The 18,098-nt window shown below is 67.6% G+C and carries 16 protein-coding genes and 2 pseudogenes; 5 read left to right on the plus strand and 13 right to left on the minus strand.

All coding sequences use genetic code 11. From position 1 onward, the window contains the following. Nucleotides 1–3 precede the first annotated feature (3 nt). From SALPAC3_RS0105645 to SALPAC3_RS25370, 5 genes and pseudogenes are all read right to left on the minus strand, one after another. On the minus strand, nucleotides 4–570 hold the full coding sequence (locus tag SALPAC3_RS0105645) for a pyridoxamine 5'-phosphate oxidase family protein (RefSeq protein ID WP_018220292.1): 567 nt from the start codon (nucleotides 568–570) through the stop codon (nucleotides 4–6). 79 nt (nucleotides 571–649) lie between these two features. After that, nucleotides 650–874 (minus strand): annotated as a pseudogene (locus tag SALPAC3_RS0105650) (hypothetical protein); the annotation flags it as partial. A 244-nt stretch (nucleotides 875–1,118) separates the two neighbouring features. After that, nucleotides 1,119–1,664, minus strand: a complete 546-nt coding sequence (locus tag SALPAC3_RS0105655; RefSeq protein WP_026185265.1) for a GNAT family N-acetyltransferase — start codon at nucleotides 1,662–1,664, stop codon at nucleotides 1,119–1,121. A gap of 117 nt (nucleotides 1,665–1,781) precedes the next feature. Then, on the minus strand, nucleotides 1,782–2,159 hold the full coding sequence (locus SALPAC3_RS28605) for a hypothetical protein (protein WP_026185266.1): 378 nt from the start codon (nucleotides 2,157–2,159) through the stop codon (nucleotides 1,782–1,784). A 149-nt stretch (nucleotides 2,160–2,308) separates the two neighbouring features. Then, nucleotides 2,309–3,519, minus strand: a pseudogene (locus SALPAC3_RS25370) (helix-turn-helix domain-containing protein). Between the two features lie 130 nt (nucleotides 3,520–3,649). On the opposite strand from SALPAC3_RS25370, the gene SALPAC3_RS0105670 reads away from it, so the two are divergent. After that, nucleotides 3,650–3,931: a sigma-70 family RNA polymerase sigma factor family protein gene (locus SALPAC3_RS0105670; RefSeq protein WP_018220296.1), complete on the plus strand. Its 282-nt coding sequence runs from the start codon at nucleotides 3,650–3,652 to the stop codon at nucleotides 3,929–3,931. 94 nt (nucleotides 3,932–4,025) lie between these two features. Here the strand turns inward: SALPAC3_RS0105670 and SALPAC3_RS0105675 are convergent, their stop codons facing one another. Continuing rightward, nucleotides 4,026–5,693 (minus strand): RCC1 domain-containing protein, encoded by a 1,668-nt coding sequence (locus SALPAC3_RS0105675; protein WP_018220297.1) that lies wholly within the window; start codon nucleotides 5,691–5,693, stop codon nucleotides 4,026–4,028. A 333-nt stretch (nucleotides 5,694–6,026) separates the two neighbouring features. Between SALPAC3_RS0105675 and SALPAC3_RS0105680 the strand changes: the two genes are divergently transcribed. Both SALPAC3_RS0105680 and SALPAC3_RS0105685 read left to right on the plus strand, forming a co-directional pair. Continuing rightward, the gene (locus SALPAC3_RS0105680) at nucleotides 6,027–7,355 is read left to right on the plus strand and encodes an NAD(P)/FAD-dependent oxidoreductase (protein ID WP_018220298.1); all 1,329 of its coding nucleotides are present in this window, start codon (nucleotides 6,027–6,029) and stop codon (nucleotides 7,353–7,355) included. A gap of 25 nt (nucleotides 7,356–7,380) precedes the next feature. Continuing rightward, nucleotides 7,381–8,925, plus strand: a complete 1,545-nt coding sequence (locus SALPAC3_RS0105685) for an aminotransferase class I/II-fold pyridoxal phosphate-dependent enzyme (protein WP_018220299.1) — start codon at nucleotides 7,381–7,383, stop codon at nucleotides 8,923–8,925. A gap of 69 nt (nucleotides 8,926–8,994) precedes the next feature. Here SALPAC3_RS0105685 and SALPAC3_RS0105690 read toward each other — a convergent pair whose 3' ends face one another. Beyond that, entirely contained in the window at nucleotides 8,995–9,678 is a 684-nt protein-coding gene (locus SALPAC3_RS0105690; protein ID WP_018220300.1) for a hypothetical protein, read from the minus strand. A 267-nt stretch (nucleotides 9,679–9,945) separates the two neighbouring features. On the opposite strand from SALPAC3_RS0105690, the gene SALPAC3_RS0105695 reads away from it, so the two are divergent. Further along, entirely contained in the window at nucleotides 9,946–10,593 is a 648-nt protein-coding gene (locus SALPAC3_RS0105695; RefSeq protein ID WP_018220301.1) for a hypothetical protein, read from the plus strand. A 21-nt stretch (nucleotides 10,594–10,614) separates the two neighbouring features. On the opposite strand, the gene SALPAC3_RS0105700 is transcribed toward SALPAC3_RS0105695, so the two are convergent. From SALPAC3_RS0105700 to SALPAC3_RS0105720, 5 genes are all read right to left on the minus strand, one after another. Next, nucleotides 10,615–11,169: a MaoC family dehydratase gene (locus tag SALPAC3_RS0105700; RefSeq protein ID WP_018220302.1), complete on the minus strand. Its 555-nt coding sequence runs from the start codon at nucleotides 11,167–11,169 to the stop codon at nucleotides 10,615–10,617. Further along, entirely contained in the window at nucleotides 11,159–12,400 is a 1,242-nt protein-coding gene (locus SALPAC3_RS0105705; protein ID WP_018220303.1) for an 8-amino-7-oxononanoate synthase family protein, read from the minus strand. The genes SALPAC3_RS0105700 and SALPAC3_RS0105705 overlap by 11 nt, the downstream gene beginning before the upstream one ends. Before the next feature lie 47 nt (nucleotides 12,401–12,447). Further along, nucleotides 12,448–13,290 carry an HpcH/HpaI aldolase/citrate lyase family protein gene (locus SALPAC3_RS0105710; protein WP_018220304.1) on the minus strand — a complete coding sequence of 281 codons (843 nt, stop codon included), beginning with the start codon at nucleotides 13,288–13,290 and terminating at the stop codon, nucleotides 12,448–12,450. Further along, a complete protein-coding gene (locus tag SALPAC3_RS0105715; protein WP_026185268.1) occupies nucleotides 13,290–14,312 on the minus strand; it encodes a quinone oxidoreductase family protein in 1,023 nt (340 codons plus the stop codon). Before SALPAC3_RS0105715 ends, SALPAC3_RS0105710 begins: the two co-directional genes overlap by 1 nt. Before the next feature lie 100 nt (nucleotides 14,313–14,412). After that, the gene (locus SALPAC3_RS0105720) at nucleotides 14,413–15,747 is read right to left on the minus strand and encodes a preATP grasp domain-containing protein (RefSeq protein ID WP_026185269.1); all 1,335 of its coding nucleotides are present in this window, start codon (nucleotides 15,745–15,747) and stop codon (nucleotides 14,413–14,415) included. Between the two features lie 520 nt (nucleotides 15,748–16,267). Here SALPAC3_RS0105720 and SALPAC3_RS0105725 point away from each other — a divergent pair. Next, nucleotides 16,268–17,422, plus strand: a complete 1,155-nt coding sequence (locus SALPAC3_RS0105725; protein ID WP_026185270.1) for a glycine amidinotransferase — start codon at nucleotides 16,268–16,270, stop codon at nucleotides 17,420–17,422. 102 nt (nucleotides 17,423–17,524) lie between these two features. Here the strand turns inward: SALPAC3_RS0105725 and SALPAC3_RS0105730 are convergent, their stop codons facing one another. Further along, nucleotides 17,525–18,097 (minus strand): TetR/AcrR family transcriptional regulator, encoded by a 573-nt coding sequence (locus tag SALPAC3_RS0105730; RefSeq protein ID WP_018220308.1) that lies wholly within the window; start codon nucleotides 18,095–18,097, stop codon nucleotides 17,525–17,527. Between the last annotated feature and the right edge of the window lies 1 nt (nucleotide 18,098).

The raw sequence follows: 18,098 nt of genomic DNA on the forward strand, positions 1-18,098 counted from the left end.
GGCTCAGGCGTCGCCGTCCGGGTGGAAGCCGGTGCGTTCGCCGCCCTCGGGCTCATTCTCGCGGCGTCGCCAGAACTGACGGGCGGCGAAGCCCTCCCGTCGGAGCCAGTGCTCGGTGTAGACGATCCGGTCCGCCTCGATCACCACCAGGGTGTCCCGTGGTGGTTCGGCAAGCGATCGGCCCCGTTCGGCGTGCTCGTTCTCCCACCGGAACGCGGCCCAGTAGGGCTCGCGGTCGGGATGGTCGGGTGGCAGCGCCCGAGCCGCGCCGAAGAGCTGCGCGCCGCGACTGCTGGCCAGCCCGACCAGTGGGGCGAAGATCCCCACCGAGACCCGCGGGTCCGCGGCGATGTTGCGCAGCTTCGGTGACCGCGGCGCGGCGGTGAACATCACCGCGAAGTCGAGTGGGTAGTAGCGCACCGGGGTGGCCAGCGGTCCGTCGGGCCCGGCTGTGGCCAGCACACACATGTTCTGCGACGAGAGCAGGTTACGGATGCGCTCCGCAAGCCGGTCCCGCGGCAGCCGCCGCGTCGGCGCGGGTTCCGCGAGCCACGGATTCGTCAACGGCATCGCTGCATCCCCCATCATGCGATGATCACTTACGGCCACAGTATCGATGACGAGGTTGGCACAGCGGGCGAGAGTGGACTCACCGGGTGCGCTTCGCGTAGGCGACTGTCCGGCGGGCATCCCGCCAGGCGATCCAGGCTGTCCGAGGCCGCGGCAGGGACACTGCTTCGCCGCGCCGTTTGGCGCTGAGCTGGCCGATCAGCCAGGTAGGAGCGTTCGCCCGCTTGATGGCCTGCGTCTTGGTGAGGAGCTCGCCGTGGTCGAGGGCGTGCCGGCCTCGAGCCATGGCGGTAAGACCGAGTTCACCGCGGTCGAGCGGCGCTGCCTGGTCCACCCTGTCCGGTGGAGTCGTTCGCACAGGCCCGCTCGAACAGGGCCTTCGCGTCCTCAGGATCACGCTCCGTAGCCAAAGCCGCTACCTGTCCGCGGAACTCGGCCGGCTCATACTCGTCGACTTGCTGCCAGAGAGCCGTGACGCGACCCTCCCAATCTGCTTCACTGGTCGCCACCTTCGGCATCTTGCCACAAGGGACGAAGCCAATCGGGTCTCACATCGGCTGGGGCTTCGCTGTCTCAGTCTCGAAGAGTTCGTTCGGCATGTCGTAGTACTTCGTTGTTCGGCCCAGGTGTGTCATGCCGAGCCGCCGGCAGACTGCCTGAGAGGACCGATTGTCCGGATGCGTGACCGCGATGACCCTCGGCAGCCCCCGGTCGAACGCGTCCGACAGGACCGCCGCCGCTGCCTCGGTGGCGTAGCCGTGCCCCCAGGATTCCGGATGCAGCTGCCAGCCAATCTCGACCTCGGTCGGCCCGACGGCCCGCTCCCCCGCCGACAGCGGAATCGGCTTGAGCAGGAGATTTCCGACCAGCCGACCGTCCGCCGCCGTAGTTACGGCCCAGCTGCCGTGGATCGGATCGTCGATGGCGCGTTGGCGTGCGATCGAGGCGAGGGCGCTCTCCCGATCGTGCATGATCGTGGGCTGCGGGCCCACAAATCGCACGACCTCCCAGCGCGACTCGAGATCCAACAGAAAGTCGGCGTCCTCGTCTCGCCAAGGACGCAGCCGGAGGCGTTCGCTCACGATGGTGCGCATGCGATCCATCTAGCCAGCATCCAGCACCACGACTCAACCCGATTCGCCGCACTCGCGCTGCGTTGCCGCGGTTCTCGCCACCCAATCGGCCGCCCCTCCCGACGCACCGTGCCCCCGTCAGGCAAGGGTTACCCCGTCACCGCACAAAAACCGGGCTACGCTCGCGCGGGCGAGCCGGCTGGTCGCCCACTCCATCTGCCAGCACGGGTAAGGAGCCAGCCGTGACCACCACACTCGACAGCCAGCGCACATGCCGTCGAGCCCTCGGACGTGCACCGCAAGGATCACTTGCTCCGGCCCGCCGGTCACTGCTCGCCCTCTTGAGGCCAGTGAGCACGATTGATTGGTATCCGGTGCCGGGCACGGCACGGCAGCTCGGCTCCGCACCGGCAGACACACCGCCATCATTGCCACGACCAGACCGAACGATGCCGTCGGGCAAACGTCCACGCGGTGGCTGACAGGTAATCGTCGTACGAGACGCGCCGCACGCACCCTCCCTCGCCGCTCACGAGGGCAGCCTCGCCGCCCTCTGATTGAGGAGGACGCGACGACCGGGCGCAACTCGCACCGCCCGCCGCATCCCGTGAACAACAAGCTACGGTGGGTTGCACCCTGAAATGGGTGGGGTTCCTACCTCCGGATCACGAGACGAGTCCGACTCGGACCGCGAGGTCGCGGGCATCGTCTCGGGTGGCACGCGGGCCGCCGAGCAGGTCCAAGGTGATCTGACGGGCGTACCCGTTGAAGCGGATTGTCTCCGGGGCCGACTCGTATGCCTGCCGCAGCGTCGCCACCGTCGCTTCCGTATCGCCCTTGCCGTAGTGCGCCCGCGCGACCTCGATCAAATGGCGTGCCCGGCGCGGCCTCGACGGGATCGCTGCCGCACCGTGGCGGCGGGCCTGCCGCACGGCCTCGCCGGACTTCTGCAACTCCACCGCCACGGTCACTGCGTGCGCGCCCATGATGGCCCGGGAAAAAGACGTCTGCGGCTGGTAGAAACCCTGTGGCAGGCGCTGCGCCACGCGATCCGCGCGATCCCAGTACCGCCAGGCCCGCCCTTCCTCACCGGCACGAGCGGCGGTGTACGCGGCCTCGAAATTCAGCGCACCCCACAGCGCCAGCAGATTCGTGCTTCCGTCGACCGTGGCCGGCTCCACGGCCGACAGCACGTCCAGCGTCACCGCCATCGCGGTGTCCCAGTCCCCAGCGTCCCGATGCACCTGGCACAGGAACCACCCCGCACCGGCCACCGCCTCCGGATCACCGGACTCCTGCGCCGCCACCATCGCCCGATCCGCCACCCGCCACAACAACTCGGCAGCAGGCTGGTACGCGATGAACATCTGCGCCAATCCAAGCGTCTCCGCCAACGCACCTGCGCCTGCCGCCGTTCGTCACTCTCGTACCCCAACACAGCACGCTGCGCATCCCGCAGCAACCCCGGCAACAACCCGCCCAGCACCGTCCGGTGATCCGACGCCTGATGACGTGCCCGCCATGCCGTCGCCAGCCGCTCCCTCAGCCTGGCCAACGACTCCGCCGCGACGTCATCAGCGAACACGACCCGGTTCACCGCATCCCGCACCGACGCCAATGCCGGATGCTCCGGCCCATTGACCACCACAGACCGCTCACCCAAATCCAGGGCCAGGGCAGACACGTCGACCTTCAGAGCACGCGCGATCCGATCCAGCATGGGAAGTCGTGGCGGCAAGATCCGGTCGGTCTCGACCGCCTTGACCCACTCAGCGCTACGGCCCACCAACCCACCAAGCACCGCCCGAGTCTTCCCGGACCGCTCCCGGTAGACCTTCAACCGCTGCCCAAATGTCAACTCCGGCAAGGAATCCACCAGGAACCTCCTCGCGTTGCGCCGAACGCCCCCCACAGAGGCGCATCACGCCCGACGCTACCGACCTACAGGCTGCCTCACACCCCCACACGCCGGCCACCCCTGTCCTCCACGATTCAAGGAATTGACGATGCCACCGGACCCGCTCTGGATCGTCGGCTGGGACGCCTTCGTCTCAGTTCTCGTCGCACAGTTCGATCCGACCTCGCCGGCTTGCTTCGGAACATGGCGAGCCCGGCCGGCGCACGCCAACGGGCAACCGGCCATCGCCGGCTACGTACGTCGTTCCGGCGAGTCGATCTACCGTCCGCAGGTGCTCAATGTCTTCCGAATCGACGAAGGCAAGATCGCCGAGATCACCGCCTTCTCCCCCGAGGTCTTCGTCTCATTCAACCTGCCCGATTCGCTCTGAGCCGCCGAGGGGCACTCCACGCTCTGTCGTTACGTGGTCCTTCCCGGAACGGAAAAATCTCTTCGCAGCCCCAGGGGCTGGTGGCACCTTGTTTTTACGTGGTCCGGTGTGGTGGGCGTCGGCGTGCGGCGTAGCTGAGGATGACACCGGCCAGGATGGAGAGGGCGGCGGCGCCGGTGGTGGTGGTGATGATGTTGGGGCCGGTGATGGGTAGGTCGGGTTCGTCGGGTGGTGGGGCGATGGTGAGGTTTACCGGTGTGGATTGGCTGTTGGGGCAGGTGTTGGTGCTGGTGTAGTGGGCGGTGAGGGTGTGGGTGCCGGGTGGGAGGGTGGTGGTGTGGGTGGCGGTGGCGGTGGTGGTGGTGGTGGTCAGGGGTGTGGTGGTGAGGGTGGTGGTGTTGGTGCGGAAGGTGATGGTTCCGGTGGGGGTGTCGATGTTGCAGGTGACGGTGGCGGTGAGGGTGGTGTCCTGATCCGCTGTCGGGTTGGCTGGGGTGACCTGCAGGGTGGTGGTGGATGTCGGTGGTGCGGTCAGGGCCAGGCTGTGGGCATCGCCGGCGGCGACAGTGGTGATGGTGGTCGCTGGCGGTAGGTCGACGTTGACGGGTGTGCTGCTGTTGGTGGTGGTGCCGTCGCCCAACTGGCCGGACACGTTTTCGCCCCAGGCGAGGACGGTGCCGGTGGAGGTGACCGCCAGACTGTGGTGGTTGCCGCCGGTGATGGCGGTGACGGTGGGGCCGGCGGGCAGGCTGACGGCCACCGGCGTGGTGCGGTCGATCATGGTCCCGTCGCCCAACTCACCCTGGTCATTCTGGCCCCAGGCAAGGACGGCGCCGGTGGACGTCAACGCCAAACTGTGGTCGCTGCCGCCGGCGATGGCAGTGACCTCGGCACCCACCGGCAGGCTGACGGCCACCGGCGTGGTGCGGTTGGTGGTGGTCCCGTCGCCCAGCTGACCACTCGAATTGACGCCCCACGCAAGGACGGCGCCGGTGGATGTCAACGCCAAACTGTGGTCGCCGTGGGCGGCGATGGCTGTGATGGTGACGCCTACGGGCAGGTTGACGTCGACGGGTGTGCTGCGGTCGATGATGGTCCCGTCGCCTAGCTGGCCCCCGAAATTAGAGCCCCACGCGAGGATAGTGCCGGTGGACGTCAACGCCAGACTGTGGTTGTTGCCGCCGGCGATGGCGGTGACCTCGGCGCCCACAGGCAGGCTGACGGCCACCGGCGTGGTGCGGTTGGTCATGGTCCCGTCGCCCAACTCACCCTGGTCGTTCTGGCCCCAGGCAAGGACGGCGCCGGTGGACGTTAACGCCAAACTGTGATCGTCGCCGGCGACGATGGCAGTGACCTCCGCGCCCACCGGCAGGCTGACGGCCACCGGCGTGGTGCGGTTGGTGGTGGTCCCGTCACCCAGCTGACCACTCGAATTCGACCCCCAGGCAAGGACGCCGCCGGTGGAGGTGAACGCCAGACTAAAGTCACCGACGGCGGAGATGGCCGTGATGGTGGTTCCCGCAGGCAGGTTGACTGCCACCGGCGCGGTGCGGTCGGTGCTGGTCCCATCGCCCAACTCACCCTGGTTGTTCTGGCCCCAGGCAAGGACGGTGTCCGACGCGACGGACAGTGATGGCGTGTCCTGCGCGGCCGCGGGCCACACTGCGACCAACTGCGTGACCATCACCGCCAACACCAGAAGGAGCCAGCCGGTGATGGCCCGGCCCGCGCCACCGCCTGCCCATCGACAGGGTCTCCCCATTGTTCCTACCTCCACGCCGGCAAATACCGCTAATAGGACATAGCAAATTTTCTACCAACTGTCACTGATGTATGCGGAGAAACACCCTCAAGGGGACATCTGGCTCCGCCGCCGGTCGCCCCCCGAGCACGGCCCCAACCTCAGACGCTTGGTGAAAACTTCACTCTGCGTAGCCGCTTTGCGATGGTGCTAACATCCGGCGACGCTGGTGGCCCCGGTCTGGTCAGTGCCGTTGTGGTGGTAGCACTGGCCTAGTTAGACAGACACAGTGGTAACGAGCACACTGAGGCCGCCGAGATCGTCGAGCTATCCGCTCCTCGGAAGGGAATCCGCATGTCCAGGTACGACGCGATTGTCATCGGAGCCCGCTGCGCGGGCGCGTCCACCGGCATGCTCCTGGCCCGACAGGGGCACCGGGTGCTGGTATTAGACCGATCGAGCTTTCCCAGCGACGTCATCTCGACCCACTTCCTCTGGCCGCACGGGACCTCCTACCTGAACCGGTGGGGCCTGCTGGATCAGGTGCTGGCGGTCACCCCGTCGCACACCGAGGTCACCTTCGTCAACGACGGCATTCCGCTCACCGGCTCGGTGCCGGACGAGCTGCTGCGCGCGTACTTCCGCGACTGGCATGGCGACGACTCGGGCGTGGTGCGCACGTACGCCTCGGTGCGCCGCCACGTGCTCGACCAGATGTTGGTCGAGGCGGCGAGCAAGGCCGGCGCCGAGGTGCGGACGAACTTCACGGTGCGGGAGCTCATCACCGAGGGCGACCAGGTCGTCGGGGTACGGGGACGCGACTCCGACGGGCAGTTGGTCGAGGAGCGCGCCCGGATCGTGATCGGTGCCGACGGTCGCAACTCGTTCGTCGCCCGCACCCTCGGCCTGCCGAAGTTCGACGAGCGGCCCCGGTGCACCTTCGCCTACTGGAGCTACTACTCCGGCTTCGACCTCGGTCCGGCGCAGCTGCACCGACGTGGTCGGCTGGCCTGCGCCGTCGCACCCACCAACCACGACCAGAACATGGTGCTGGTCTGGGGACCGAGCGAGTGGTCCCGCGAGTTCCGTCGCGACGTGTCCGGCAACTTCCAGCGGGCGCTGGATTTCGTCAGCCCGGAGTTGGGCGAGGTGGTCCGGAGGCGGGGCGTGCGGGCGGAGCGCGTCTACGGGACGTTGGATCAGTCCGCGTTCCTCCGGCCCCTGGCCGGACCGGGCTGGGTGCTGGTCGGGGATGCCGAGTCGGCCAAGGACCAGTGCACCGCGATCGGGATGACCCACGCGTTCCGGGGCGCGGAGCTGGTCGCCGACGCGCTGGGCCGGTGGTTCTCCGGGGACGTGTCTCTGGAGGCGGCGATGGCCAGCTATGAAGGCCGCCGCCGCAGCCAGAACGCCGCCGCCTACTACGACTACGTCTGCACGCTCGCGGAGATGCGACCGTACCGCCACGACGAACTGCAGTTGTTCGTGGCGTTGCGCGGAAACCAGCAGGAGATCGACCGGTTCGTCGCCACCCACGCCGACGTCGCGCCGGTCTCGGAGTTCTTCCAGGCGTCGAACCTCCTCCTGCTCAACGACGCCGCGAAGGAGACCTCGGCCGGGTACCCGGTGTTCGAGGACTACCCGGCGACCGCTCGGATGTACCAGCAGAACCTGTTCGCCTGACCCGTACCCCGCCCGGAGATCGACTGTGTCCCTTCCTGAGCTTGACCAACGCGACGACGACGAACTGATCGGGACCATCCTCGCGGCCGCCGGCCGGCAGGATCTGGAGGCGATGGCGGCAGCCGCGGCCGAGGTCTCCGAGATGACCCGCAACTGGGCCACCCACATCCCGTGGGACGAGTTCGACTCGTTGGACGAGACCGCCCTGAACGAGGTGGTCGCCGACCTGACCCAGATGTGGGAACCCGTCGACCTGCAGGTTGACGCCGACGAGGAGTACGCGCTCGACAAGAACGCCTATGACTTCTACCGGCCGGCCGGCCGTAACCTGATGACCCGTACCGAGGAATTCCACGGGTGGGTCGAGGCGCGGCGGCGGACCGAGACGTGGCAGTACTCCAGGACGCTGGAAGCCGCGCCGAACAGCATCGCCCAGATCACCAACGACATCGGCCGGCGTACCCGCGGGATCAACTTCAACTCGCAGGACTATCTGTCGTTCAACACGCACCCGGCGATCCGGGAGGCGGCGACCAAGGCGATGCGGGACTACGGTCCGCACAGCGCCGGGTCACCGATGGTGCTCGGGAACACCCGGATCTCCGACGAACTGGAGGCGTCACTCGGCGAGTTGGTCCGGGCCGAGCAGGTGACGCTCTTCCCGACGGGGTGGGCCGCCGGCTTCGGGGCGATGGCGGGCCTGGTCCGCCAGGAGGACCACGTTCTGATCGACCGGCTGGCGCACTCCTGCCTCCAACAGGGGGCCCGGGCGACCACCCGCAACGTGGTGCGCTACGAACACCTCAACGTGGAGGCGGTCCGTCGCCACCTGGTCGACATCCGTCGGCGCGACAGCCGCAACGGCATCCTCGTCGTCACGGATGGCCTCTTCTCGGTGGACGCTGACTGGCCGGACCTGGTGACCCTGCAGCGGGTGTGCCGGGAGCACGACGCGACGCTGCTCGTCGACGTGGCGCACGACCTGGGTTCGATGGGCCCGGGTGGCACCGGCGTCCTCGGGTTGCAGGAGGTGCTCGGCGACATCGACATCGTGATGGGCGCCTTCTCCAAGACGTTCTGCTCCAACGGCGGCTTTGTCGCCTCGGCCTCCCCGGCGCTCAAGCAGTACCTCAAGATGTTCGGTGGGTCGCACTTCTTCTCCAACGCACTGTCGCCCGTGCAGACCGCCGTGGTCCTGGAAGCCTCGAAGATCATCCGCTCCGCGGAGGGAGACCTCCTCCGTTCCCGGCTGCGCACCGCCGTCACCGCGCTTCGCGAGGAGCTGACCGGGCACGGGCTGACCTGTATGGGTGAGCCGTCGCCGATCGTGCCGCTCCTGATCGGAAACGAGAAGCTGGCGCGGATCGCGAACCGCCTGCTGTTCGACCGTGGGGTGCTCGCGTTCATGGTGGAGTTCCCGGTGACTCCCACCGGCTCGTCGCGGTTCCGGCTTCAGGTGCAGGCGAACCATGAGCCGGAGGAGGCACGCGCCGCAGCGAGGATCATCGCGGACGCGATCACGGACGCCCGCACCTACCTGTCCAGCGCCTTCGGGAGTACGGAGCGGTAGCCATCGCCACGCCTCATCAGCCGACCCCGGCTGGCCCAGTCGTCCCGCCGGACGGCGCTGCGGGAGGAGTCAGATCACGGCCAGGGCCTTGGTGACGTTCCGCTCGGCCAAAGCCAGCATCCACTGGCGGTCCGGGAAGTCGGTGTCGGCGATCCGAAGGGGACCCTCGATCAGAGACAGGACCTGGGCGAATCGGTAGAACTCCAGCCGGTTGGGGTCGAGTTTGACGGGCTGCAGCGTGGGGTACGCGTCGCCGAAGCGCAACTGCAGCCAGGCGTGCTCCCACTCCACGTCGAAGAACGTCATCCCCTCGATGTCGATGATGGCGGGTGCACCGGAAGGCGGGACCAGCACGTGGTCCGGTCCGAGTTCGCCGTGTATCAGCCGGTAGTCGTGGCGAACGGTGACCGCGTCGCGCAGGCGCCGGAGATGGTCGGTGATTCGGTCGTGGGCATCGGCGAGCCGGGCGTCACGGGCGGCCGCCGCGTCGAGGTGACCACGCGCCCGGTCCTGGATGATGTCCTCGGTGCTGCGGGTCTGTAGGGCCTCTCCGCGGGCGATGGCGGCGAGCTCGCCGTTCTCGCCTGCTGCCCAGACATAGAGGATCGCTGTCGACTGGTCGTCCAACCTGAGCCGGTAGACGCCCTTCTTGCTGCCACCGGTCAGCCGGTCCAGGGCGGCAGGTCTACGATCTGCGCCGAACTGGTCCACCAGGTCGTGCAGGTCGTCCGGCTGTAGGACTACCCGGATCATAGGTCGCCTCTTCTCCTGCTGCTCAGCGATGGTTCGCAGCGGCTTCCCTGTGCAGCACAGCAGAGATGCTGCCGTAGCCGGAGGAGCCGGACCAGCCAGATTCTCAGCAGCAACCGCGACCTCCTCAGAGCAGCCAGGCTTGGTGCGAGGCGCGGCCGGCGGGCCCGACAAGGGGACTACCATGCGTGGATGATTTGGCCTGGGCGATGCCAGCTCCGTCGATTAGAATGTATGTACTAATCTCGCTGTTGAGCTGGGAGGATGCCCGTGACCGCGCCCACCCCCGCCGCTCCCCTCGCCCCCTACACCACGCTCCTTGGCTTCACCCGTTACGTCGACCGCACCGGCCCGACCAAAGCCACCTTCGTCGGCGGCCTACGCCGGCAGCGGGCCAGCCGCTCCGGCTTCAACCCACATGGCCAGTTCGTCAAGGCACTCAAGGCCGACATCGCCTTCCACACCAGCGGCACCCACCTCGACCGGGTGGTTGCCGCCGTCAAACCCCGGTGGCGCCCGCTCTACCGAGCGCTGGCGCCGGGGGCGATGGCCTGGCTACTGTCCCTCGGCGCACCCAGGTCGGTCGACCTGGCCCAGACCCGCGACGCACTCGCCCTGCTGGGCGACCTACCCGTGAAGATCAACCCACACTTCGGAATCCGGTACGCCGACGGGCGGGCCGAGGCCGTCCGCCTGCACTTCGACGAGGCTCCGCCGACCGACGAGGCAGCGCTGGCCATGCTGCACCTGATGGGCCGACAGATGGAGGCGATTCTGCCGCACGCCGAACCCGTCCTGGTCGATGTCCGGCGCGGCCGGACGCACCGCACGCCCGCGACCGCGAAACCCGCGGAGATCGAGCGCTGGCTGACCGGCGAGGCTATCGCCTTTCAGGCGCTGTGGAGCACTGCGGCCTGACCGCGTGGGGTGGGTGGAGGGTCAGTAGCCCGTCGTGTCGTCGATGCTGGCTCGCGCGGTCGGCACCAGGAAGCTCCGCTCGAAGGTGAGGACCACCTCGCCGGTGGCTTTGCGGCCGATGGTGCGGCAGCTCACGATGCCCTCGCCCGGCCGGCTGGCGGAGAGCCGTTTCGCGGTCACCTCGCTCTCGGCGTACAGCGTGTCGCCCACGAAGACCGGCTGGGGAAGGTGGATCCGCTCCCAGCCGAGGTTCGCGATGGCCCGGCCGCTGGTACTGCGGGCGGTCATCCCGCCGACGATGCTCAGGGTCACCAGACTGGAGACCAGGGGCTGGCCCCACCGACCCGCCTCGGCGTATGCGCCGTCGATGTGCAGCGGTGACGCGTTCATGCTCAACATGCTCATCAACACGTTGTCCATCTCGGTCACGGTGCGGCCGGGCCGATGCTCGATCACCGTGCCGACGACGATCTCGTCGTAGTAGAAGCCGACCTGTTCGCGGTATCGGTTCTCGCCTGCCCTCCGGAAGCCGACCGGACCGGAGCCGGTCGGCTTCCCGGCCTGCTCAGGCCGCATCGGTGAGCTCCCGTACGTGGTCGGCGAAGGTGGCCAGGACCGACCGGTCAAGGTCGGCACGGATCATGATCCGCAACCCGGCCTGGCCCTGCGGCACGATCGGAAAGAACACCGCCGAGCTGTAGAAGCCACGCCGGTACAACTCCGCGGAGAGTTGGACCGCCCGGTCGGCGTCGCCCACGGTGATTCGACGTACCGGCAGTCCATTTCCGGCAAAGGAGGTGGGTAGCAGCTCATCGAAGTACGCGACGTTCTCGTCCAGTCGGCGCTGCAACTGGCCCAGTTCGGGTGAACGGTGAATGGCGGCGCTCGCCAACGAGGCCCCGACCAGTGGCAGGGCCATGTTCTGCGACCACCCCACCGGCCCGGCGTGCCGGGTCAGGAAGCGGGACATCGCCGGGTCGCCGAGCATGGCCACACCACCGCCGGTGCCGAAGCCCTTGCCCAGGCTGGTGACGATGACGGTGAGCGGATTCATGACCAGTCGGGATCGGACGAAGCCCTCACCCCGCTCGCCGACCAGCGACAACGAGTGCGAGTCGTCGATGAAGAGGAACAGACCGTACCGGTCCTGGAGTTCCAACAGACCGTCCAGGGCAGCGGCGCCGCCCATCGAGTACGCGCCGTCGGCGACGTAGGCCACGCTGGGGTACTGCCGGCAGATGTCCTCCAGGTAGTTCAGGTCGTTGTGGTCGCAGGTGAGGACCAGACTCTCCTCTGCGCAGATGGGCTTCACGTACGACATGCAGAAGTGGCAGTGCCGGTCAAAGACCATCACCCTGGGGCCGCCCGGAGCGAGGTGCCCGGAGGCCACCAGGGGCAAGATGCCGGCGGTGAGCGCGCTACAGGTGGTACCGGGGAGGATCTGGGCACCGAACAGTTCTCCCAGTTCCTCCTCCAACCGGGCCAGCAGTTGGTGCCGGATGCGGGTGGTGGAGGTGACCAGCCAGGTGGTGCCGGCCTCGCGTAGCGCCGACACCGCCCCCTCAATCACTGCCGGATGGTGGTTGAGGCCGAGGTAGGCGCAGGAGCACATGTTGACGAACTCGTGGCCGGTCGCCCGGTCAACGAGCCGGTTGTTGGAGTCGCCCGAGGGCGTGTCGACACTGATCCCGGTCAAACCGTGGTCGGCCGCTGCCTGCCAGACCGGGTCGGCCGTCCGGATCATCTTCTCCGCGTGGCGGTACCGGTGCGGACCGACGAAGCTCTGGTGTTCCGCTGTGCTCGTCATTTCCTCTCCCTACCAGTGAGACTGACCGCTGGTGTCCCGGCCATGGGTCAGCCGGATGAGTCGAATTCGTCAAGCAGCCGCTGGGACGCCTCGAAGAAGGGCCGGCCCACCATCACCCCGTCGACGGTGGTGATGCCCTGGCCGCTGCGCTGGCCGGCGGCCACCACTCGTCGGGCCGCCTCCAGGGATGCGGCGTCGGGGGAAAAGACCTGGTTGATGACCGCCACCTGGCGTGGATGCAGGGCGATCTTGCCGCTGAACCCGAGGTCCCGTGCCAGAATCGCCTCCCGCCGTAACGCGGTCAGGTCCTGCACGTGGAAGGTCGGCGAGTCGATCGCCTCCACCTCAGCTGCCCTGGCGGCGTTCACCACCCGGGTCCGGGCCTGCTCCAGCGGCTCCCAGCGCAGTTGGGCACCGATAGCGGACGCGTAGTCCGCCGACCCGAAGATCAGCGCACGCAGGTGCGGCGACGTCGCCGCGATCGCCGCGGCGGCCTCCACCCCTCGTGGTGTCTCAATCACCGCGCACAGCTCGAGGTCCGGACGGACCGGCCGGAGTAGTCGCGCGACTATCTCAATGTCGCGTGGCGATTCGACCTTGGGGACCAGCACGATGGAGGGCCGGATCGGATACTCGCGCAAGGCGAGCAGATCCCGCATGCCCTCGGATTCGGTAAGTGTGTTCATCCGAACGGCGCAACGGCGACCGGACGCGCTCTCCCCACTGAAGAACGCGCTCCCCCGGTTCCGGGCCTCGGCCTTGTCCTGCGGCGGCACCGAGTCTTCCAGGTCGACCAGGCAAATGTCGGCTCCCGATCGGTGGCAGGTTGCGTACCTGCCGACCGCGGTCGCCGGCGTACACAACATGGACCGGCAGTACCGGGCGTACATCACACCTCCCGCCGTACGTCGATGAGAACCTTGCCCGAAGTGGCGCGGGCGGCGACCGCCGTGTGGGCGGCGCCGACCTCGTGCAGCGCGACGGTCCGGTCGACGTGGACCGTGAGCTGGCCCTGGGCCGCCAGCTCGAAGAGCCGGTCGACGATCCCGCACAGCAGCTCACGGTCGTCCACCACGTGCCGCATCCAGAAGCCGGCACAACCGATGGATCGCTCGGCCAGTTGTGCGGTGGTCACCGCGACGACACCGGCGGGGTCCGCCGGACCGATGGGCACGTCACCAGCAACGCCGGTTCCGGGATCGCTCGAGTTGCCGGGCCGCCAGCCGAGGCAGACCAACCGTCCAAACGGCGCCAGGCCGACCAGGGCGGCCCGCGCCACCGCGCCGCCCACCGAGTCGACGAACAGGTCCACGCCGGTTCCGCCGGCCGCCTCCCGCACCCGGTCGGCCAGCTCTGGATCTGCCGGGTCCAGCACCACATCTGCGCCGAGCCCGGTGACGAACTGTCGCTTCGCCGCGGTCGACGCCAGGCCGATCACCGGCGAGGCGCCAAGCGCCACCGCGAGCTGCACCGCGAGGTGTCCAACCCCGCCGGCCGCGGCGGAGACCGCGACACTCTCCCCGGCCCGCAGCCGACCGGCCAACGACAACGCCCCGTACGCGGTGCTGCCCTGTTCGAACAGACCGAGCGCCTGCGCGTCATCGATGCCCGCCGGAATCTCCACTGTGTGCGCCTCCGGGGCCGCCACCACCTCGGCGTAGCCACCGCCCTGGCGTAGGAGCGCGACGACCCGTCGTCCGTCGGCCCGTCGACGCCCGACCGCCTCCACGCCGAGCACCGCCGGCAGCGGCAGCTCGGGGTGAGCACCGGCGCAGCGCTCCAGGTCATCGAAGTTGACCCCGGTCAACGTCACGTCGATCAGACTCTCCCCAATCCCCGGCGATGGCTCGGGTATCCGCTCGACGCGTAGTGCTTTCGGACCACCTGGTCGGCGCAGAACCACCGCACGCATGGACCGGGTCATCGCGGCCGCCGACGGCCGCTGCGGCGCGAACCGACGAGTACCGGTCCCCAGCCACCGCTACGGGTGCGTCCCGACGATGCGGAGCAGGTCATGCCGACTGGTCCACGAAGAGTTCCCCCCGCCGGCGGTGCAGCTCCTCCGCTGCCTGAAGGTCATCCGCGATGGCGCAACAGGCGACGGTACCGTCCGCGGCAACGTCGTCGGAGGTGATCACGACCCCGGTACGGCTGGTGGGGTCGTACGCCAAGCCCGCCGTCGCGAGCCGCTCGACAGCCGCCGTGAACGACGGCACGGCCCAACCGAAGCGTTCCAGGAAGACCCGCTTCTCTCGGTATCCGGGATCGACCACCCGACCGTAGAGGGCCAGGTGGAGGTGGGTGGAGCCAGTTAGGCGACAGTTGGTCTCGGTGAAGAGCACCTGCTTGTCCGGAGTAGCGATAGCGTCCGCACAGACCACGCCCCGGTAGCCGAGTACACGGAGGGACTCGACCAGCCGGTGGGCGCCGTCCAGCAACTCTGCCCTGGTCTCCGCGTCGATCGTCTGCGCCGGCAGCACCTGGCCGATCGCCCTTGGCGCCATCAGCAGATCTCCCACCCCGATCAGCTGCGCCGCCTCGTCGGTGACGATGTACTCCGCGTAGCTGGTGGCGGACCTGGGGAAGAACTGCTCCACCACCAGCCGGTGTGTCTGGCCTGCGGTGAGCCCTTCCCATCGCTGCTGTACGTATGCCAGCAGCGCGGGACGGTCCGGCAACACCACCGCCCGGGTCGCGCCGGTCGGCGCGACGCCATCGGTACGGCTGAGGACCTCGTTGCCGAGACCACCGCCGTTGAACTCCATCTTCACGATCGCGTCGTGTCCCTGGTCGAAGAGGTCAGCTATCGCCTCCAGTGCCTGCTCCGGCCGGGCGACCACGGTGCCCGGGGCGATCGGCACCCCGGCTCCGGCGGCCAGGGCCCGGAACCCGGCCTTGCTGTTTACCAGCGCGTCACCGGCCTGGTTGCTGAACGGGTAGCCGGGGAGGGCCGCCTCGGCGCCGAGTGTCCGGGCGATCCGGGTGATGGAGAGGTCTTTGTAGACGGCCAAGATCTTGGCCGGAGGCCGGTTGCCGAGCGCGCCGCGTAGCTCGTCCAAAAAGCTCGGATCGGTGAGCCGATCTGGGGTGAGGATGTCCGAGCCGAGACTGCCCGGTGGCGGGATCACAGTGGTCAGGGTCGAGGCGCGGGTTCCGGTGAGGTCAGTGATGTAGCTCAGGTAGTCCGCCGGCGGGGCAAACGGCAACACCAGCACGTCGCCGTCCCGGGCGAACCAGAGTAGGCGCTGCGCGGCACAGCCACCACCGCGCAGTTGGTCGGCGGTCAGCGCCGCCAGATCGCCGACCATCTCCCAGGTTCGACTATTACCGATAATCAAGGTTCTCATTACCGCCCCATCAGTTCGGCGGGATTTTCGGACACGGCCCCGCCCAGCCGGATCAACCGACTGTTGAGCTGCGAAATGAGACAGAACGGGGCATCGTTACGAACCGTGTGTCAACGTGTGAAGGGATCTCTGATTTGCTGATCGACACGCTATCAATTGACACTGTCGAGAGCAAGGAGTGATCTTGCTAGCACCGAGTGTAGCGGCGATCGGCCTCCCGAGGTCACGCCGTGAAAGATCATCAGCGACGCCACCTCACCCATGCCCGGTCGCATCATTCATCCACATGAGATTTAAGCAGCTTACCGACGTTACGATCACCGCTGGTCACAGCCGACCCACCCCAGCCGGCCGGCCGGCCCCCAACGCGCCGCCGGCCTAGATCATCATTGCCGAAAGTATCGATCACTGGTTGCATGAGTGACGGACATAGCTCCAAGCCGCCACTGCAGGTAACAAGAACGTCACGCTCCTCGCCGCTGCGGGTGAGCGCACCACAATACGTCTCCTGGGGGGCCACATGAGGCTGCACAGTTTCGATGAATGGTCGCCGTTACGCGAAATCGTCGTGGGATCAGCCTCGGGCTACCGACAACAGGCCCGCGACCTCTCCTTCGATCTCTTCTTCTACGACAACCTCATCCACGACAACCCAAAGACCCACCCTATCTACTATCCACGGTTCATGGCCCACGGTCAGCCGACGCCGGGGTCATTGACCTCGAAAACCCTGGATATCAAGCAGCGCTATGTGGACGAGTTACACGAGGACGTGGAAGGAATAGCTGGGACGCTCAAGTCCCTTGGCGTACGCGTTCACCGACCGATGAACCTCCGCGAGGGCGCCGCACACTTCGCCACGCCCGCGTGGTCCGCCACCGCGCTGCCGCCCCTGAACCTCCGGGACAACACGTTGATCCTGGGTGACGAGATCATCGAAACGCCACCAATGATGCGCTCGCGCTACTTCGAGACGCAGTTTCTGAAGCCCGTTTTCATGGAGTACTTCAAACACGGTGCCCGGTGGACGGTGATGCCCCGGCCGTGGATGACCGACCGCTCCTTCGACCTCGCCCAGGCCGAACAGATCGTCACGATGGAGACGGTGCCCACCATCAACGACTCCCCCTATGACGTGGGCATCGAGATGCTCTTCGACGCCGCCCAGTGCCTGCGATTCGGTCGGGACATCCTGGTCAACATCGCGACGGCGAACCACCTCCTCGCGTGTGAGTGGTTGGAGCGCCACCTGGCGGGCCGCTACACCATCCACCGGATCGACCGGCTGGCCGACAGCCACATCGACAGCATGGTGCTCCCCCTGCGACCGGGTACGTTGTTGATCCGCTCCCGACGGTTCCTCGACTACCTACCCAAAGCTCTCCAGAAGTGGGATGTCATCGAGGCGCCCGAGCCGAAAGCACAGAACTTCCCCCAGTACGACGACGATGACGTCATCCTCACGAGCCCGTTCATCGACCTGAACGTGTTGTCAATTGATGAGCACACCATCATGGTCAACGATTCCTGCCCGGAGCTGAGCCGTGCACTGGAAAAGCACGGCTTCGACGTCGTACCGGTACGTCATCGCCATCGGCGCCTGTTCGGCGGCGGCCTCCACTGCTTCACCCTGGACACCGTGCGCGACGGCACACTCGAGGACTACTTCTCCTGATGGAGCTTGTCGCACCAACCAGCCCCAGCTGGTAGCAACACCGATCTTGCCGGCTCGACCTACCGACCCCTGCGGCTTGTCGTCGGGGCCGACGGAGGGATCCTAACCAGTGGTACCACTGACCTGACCGACCTGCTCGACCGGGTGCAGCAAACCGGGGACGAGCGCGTCCACGGCACGCCCCAGCAGAAGCCGACCGTCCGGGGCTGTCTCCAGGCCGGAGACCAGGGCGACGCAGATCTCGGCGGCCGCGTCCGCATCCGCCGCACCCGCCTCGGTGAAGAGACCCGACAGCAGCTTCCGCAACTCCACGGTGAACTCGGTGCAGATCTCACCGAACAGCCGGGCCTTGCTGTCCATGAGCTCGGCGGTGTGCGGCGAGTCCCCAATCAGGTTCAGGGACAGGTCGAGTTTGGCGGCCAGGACGCCCCGAATGCGCTGGGCATAGGGGGCGTCCTGATCGGCGGCTTGCCGGGCACGGGCCAGCGCCTGGGTGTGCAGGCGCCCGGCGAGTTGCCGGAACGCGTCATCCTTACCACGGACGTACTGGTAGACGGCGGACCGAGAGACCCCCATCGCGGCGGCGATGTCATCCATCGTCGTCCGCCGTACGCCATACCTGGTCAAGCAGGTGTAGGTGGCGTCGAGGACATCGGAGAGCCGACTATTGTCCATG

Origin of the sequence: Salinispora pacifica DSM 45544, assembly GCF_000378845.1 — a bacterium.
Classification (GTDB): domain Bacteria; phylum Actinomycetota; class Actinomycetes; order Mycobacteriales; family Micromonosporaceae; genus Micromonospora; species Micromonospora pacifica.